Annotated in this window: 3 protein-coding genes; 2 read left to right on the plus strand and 1 reads right to left on the minus strand. The window is 57.1% G+C overall.

Features of this window, described 5'->3' with window-relative positions; genetic code table 11:
* The first annotated feature begins 163 nt into the window (after positions 1-163).
* Positions 164-577 carry a TIR domain-containing protein gene (locus HX774_RS20415; protein ID WP_178827628.1) on the plus strand — a complete coding sequence of 138 codons (414 nt, stop codon included), beginning with the start codon at positions 164-166 and terminating at the stop codon, positions 575-577.
* Positions 570-1,817, plus strand: a complete 1,248-nt coding sequence (locus tag HX774_RS13865; protein WP_218650432.1) for a DUF4071 domain-containing protein — start codon at positions 570-572, stop codon at positions 1,815-1,817. The genes HX774_RS20415 and HX774_RS13865 overlap by 8 nt, the downstream gene beginning before the upstream one ends.
* A 3-nt stretch (positions 1,818-1,820) precedes the next feature.
* Here HX774_RS13865 and uvrB read toward each other — a convergent pair.
* Positions 1,821-3,976: excinuclease ABC subunit UvrB (uvrB, locus tag HX774_RS13870; protein WP_178827630.1), on the minus strand; the 2,156-nt coding region annotated here is incomplete at its 5' end.

The following is a 3,976-nucleotide window of genomic DNA, read 5'->3' on the forward strand; positions in this document are numbered from 1 at the left end:
GGGGGAAGGGCGGGAAATCGTGGGGATTGGAGCGGTGAGGTTTGCGTGGGTTTCGCTTGATGGAAGCCTTGAAAAGGCACCGCCATTCCACTTCCCAGCAGCCTTCAAGCTGAGCCATATTTAGCGTAACGATGATTCGCCGTTTGGCGAGGGGAGTGTAGATTTGGCGTATAATATCTTTATTTCGCACGCATGGTCATATGACGAGCGTTATCAGGGGGTTGTCGGTCTACTGAACCGGCAGCCTGACTTTCAGTGGTACGATAGGTCTGTCCCTCGGGACCGTCCTATCGCTGACCCGAACACGGAGATGGGCCGGAATACCTTGAGAGCGGCACTGCGAGAGCGTGTTCGACAGTCGAGTTGCTTCGTTCTCGTTGCTGGCATGTTTGTGAACCATAGATATTGGGTTCAGGCTGAAATCGAATTCGCTAAATCTTACAACAAGCCGATTGTTGCCATTCGTCGAAGGGGGCAGCAGCGTACACCTGCAGAAGTAGAGGTGATCGCAGACGCAACGGTAAACTGGAACTCGCAATCATTGGTTCAGGCAATTAGGGCTACGTGCGGTGCCTGAGGATAAAGTTGACAATAGGCCAATTTGTTTTGTGGTTATGGGTTTTGGTAAAAAGACGGATTTTGAATCGGGTAGAACTTTTGATCTAGATAGAACATATGAAGGCATTATTGCTCCGGCTGCTATTGCGGCTGGGTTTAGGCCTATAAGGGCAGATGAAATACTTCATTCATCTGTAATAGATCTTCCTATGTACGAAATGCTTCTTCGAGCGGATGTTGTTGTTGCTGATATATCTACTGCAAATCCGAATGCAATTTATGAATTGGGTGTCCGTCACGCCTTAAGGCCGAGGACGACTATTATTATGAAGGAGGATCAAGGGAGGTATTTCTTTGATCTAAATCATTCTGCTACTTTTAATTATCGCCATTTAGGCGAAGATATTGGATACAAAGAAACTATTCGTGCTCAGAAAGATCTGGAAAATCTAATAATATCTGTGACGAATTCGGAGCATGTTGATAGTCCTGTCTACACGTTTATTCCTGAATTGCAGCAGCCAAGAATGAGTGATGCGGACTTCGCTGCTGTGGTGGAGGAGGCTGAGGATCGTCAAGAGCACATTATGGAGCTGTCGGCCAAGGCTGAGGCTCTTGTAAAAGAGTCATCATTCTCTGCGGCGGTTCATATATTTGATGCTGTACACAGATTGAGGCCAAATGAGCCTCATTTTATTCAAAGGCTTGTGCTCGCAAAGTACAAATCGAAAATTCCTACAGAATTAACTGCATTGATGGAATCTCTTCTCGATCTTCAGAAGCTTGATCCAGAAAATTCCAATGATCCTGAGACTTTAGGGCTGGCGGGGGCCATACATAAACGTCTGTGGCTTTTGACCAATGATCGACCTCAACTGGATAAGGCCATCGATTTTTATCGTAGAGGTTTTGAATTCAGGCGTGACTATTACAACGGCGAGAATGCCGCGCTTTGCTATGATCTGAGGTCTTCAATTCAGACGGACGATGGTGAGAAAATATTCGATAGATTGAGCGCGAAAAAAATTCGATTATCTATCGTAGATATTATCGACGAGATAATGATATCTGAACATTTTCCGGATAGACGTGATCGGAAATGGATATTTGCCACAATGGCGAATGTTGCATTCGCTCTTGGACTTTCTGAGAGGAAGGTGGAATTTGAGGCGGCCTTCTTGGCAGAGAATCCGGCCGATTGGGAAGTTGAGACGTTTAAAAGCTCTTGGGGTCAACTTTTGGCCCTGGGGTATTCTTAGTCTCTACCGCCCCTTCCTGAACGCTTCCGCCTTTTCGGCCGCCGCTTCCTTGCGCCAGCGTTTGGGGGCTGAGGTGTCGACGGTTTCGCCGGCGCCGGTGAGGGCTTCGTTGGCGAATTCGAGGTCGAGGAGCTTCATCTTCTTGATCTCGTCGCGCAGGCGGGCGGCTTCCTCGAACTCGAGGTTGGCGGCGGCGGTGCGCATGCGGCCTTCCATGTCCTTGAGGGCGGCCTGGAAGTTGGAGCCGAGGAAGGGCTTGGCCTCTTCGGCGACGCCGGGGCGGGTCAGCTTGTCGAGGTCGCGGGACTCGTAGGGGCTGTCGAGGATGTCCTTGATGTCGCGCTTGACGCTTTCGGGCGTGATGCCGTGTTCGAGGTTGTAGGCCTGCTGCTTCTCGCGGCGGCGGTTGGTCTCGGCGATGGCGCGTTCCATAGAGCCGGTCATGCGGTCGGCGTAGAGGATGACGCGGCCGTCGACGTTGCGGGCGGCGCGGCCGATGGTCTGGATCAGGGCGGTTTCGGATCGCAGGAAGCCCTCCTTGTCCGCGTCGAGGATGGCGACCAGGCCGCACTCGGGGATGTCGAGGCCCTCGCGCAGCAGATTGATGCCGATCAGGACGTCGAAGGCGCCCAGGCGTAGGTCGCGCAGGATCTCGATGCGCTCCAGGGTGTCGACGTCGGAGTGCATGTAGCGGACGCGCACCCCCTGTTCGTGCATGTATTCGGTCAGGTCCTCGGCCATCTTCTTGGTCAGGGTGGTGACCAGGGAGCGGTAGCCCGCGCGGCTGACGGCCTTGACCTCGTCGATGACGTCGTCGACCTGGTTGCGGGCGGCGCCGGAGACGGGGCGGATCTCGACCGGGGGGTCGATCAGACCGGTGGGGCGGATGACCTGTTCGACGAAGACGCCGCCGGTGCGGTCCATCTCCCACGGGCCGGGGGTGGCGGAGACGAAGACCGACTGGGGCCGCATGGCGTCCCACTCGTCGAACTTGAGCGGGCGGTTGTCGATGCAGGAGGGCAGGCGGAAGCCGTACTCGGCCAGGGTCGACTTGCGGCGGTAGTCGCCCCGGAACATGCCGTTGATCTGGCCCACGGTGACGTGGCTCTCGTCCACGAACAGCAGGGCGTTGTCGGGGATGTACTCGAAGAAGGTGGGCGGCGGCTCGCCCGGCGCGCGGCCGGTCAGCCAGCGGCTGTAGTTCTCGATGCCGGCGCAGGCGCCGGTGGCCTCCATCATCTCCAGGTCGAAACGGACGCGCTGTTCAAGGCGCTGGGCCTCCAGCAGCTTGCCGTTCTCGGTCATCCAGTCGAGCGTCTCCTTCAACTCGGCCTTGATGCCCATGATGGCCTGGTTCAGCGACGGGCGCGGGGTGACGTAGTGGCTGGCGGCGTAGACGGTGACTTCGTCCAGGTCGGCGGTCTTCTTGCCGGTCAGGGGATCGAACTCCTGGATCGACTCCAGCTCATCGCCGAACAGCTGGATGCGCCAGGCGCGGTCCTCCATGTGGACGGGGAAGATCTCCAGCACGTCGCCGCGCTTCCTGAACATGCCGCGTTCGAAATTCAGGTCGTTGCGCTTGTATTGCAGGGCGATGAGGTCGGCGCGCAGCTTGGCCTCGTCGATCTGGTCGCCGACCTTCAGCGAGAAGGTCATGGCGGTGTAGGTCTCGACCGAGCCGATGCCGTAGATGCAGGAGACCGAGGCGACCACGATGACGTCGTCACGCTCGAGGATCGCGCGGGTGGCCGAGTGGCGCATCCGGTCGATCTGCTCGTTAATCGACGAGTCCTTCTCGATGTAGGTGTCGGTGCGCGGGACGTAGGCCTCGGGCTGATAGTAGTCGTAGTAGCTGACGAAATACTCGACCGCGTTGTCGGGGAAGAAGGCCTTGAACTCGGAATAGAGCTGGGCCGCCAGCGTCTTGTTGTGGGCCAGGATCAGGGCCGGGCGCTGGGTCTGTTCGATGACCTTGGCCATGGTGAAGGTCTTGCCCGAGCCGGTGACGCCCAGCAGGACCTGATCGCGCTCGCCCGCATCGGCCATGGCCGACAGTTCGGCGATGGCGGCGGGCTGGTCCCCCGCGGGAGTGTATTTGGTCTCCAGCCGGAAGCGGCCGCCCTTCTTCTTGCCCTCGCGCGGGGGGCGGTGCGGGACCC

Origin of the sequence: Brevundimonas sp. P7753 (assembly GCF_013386595.1) — a bacterium.
Classification (GTDB): domain Bacteria; phylum Pseudomonadota; class Alphaproteobacteria; order Caulobacterales; family Caulobacteraceae; genus Brevundimonas; species Brevundimonas bullata.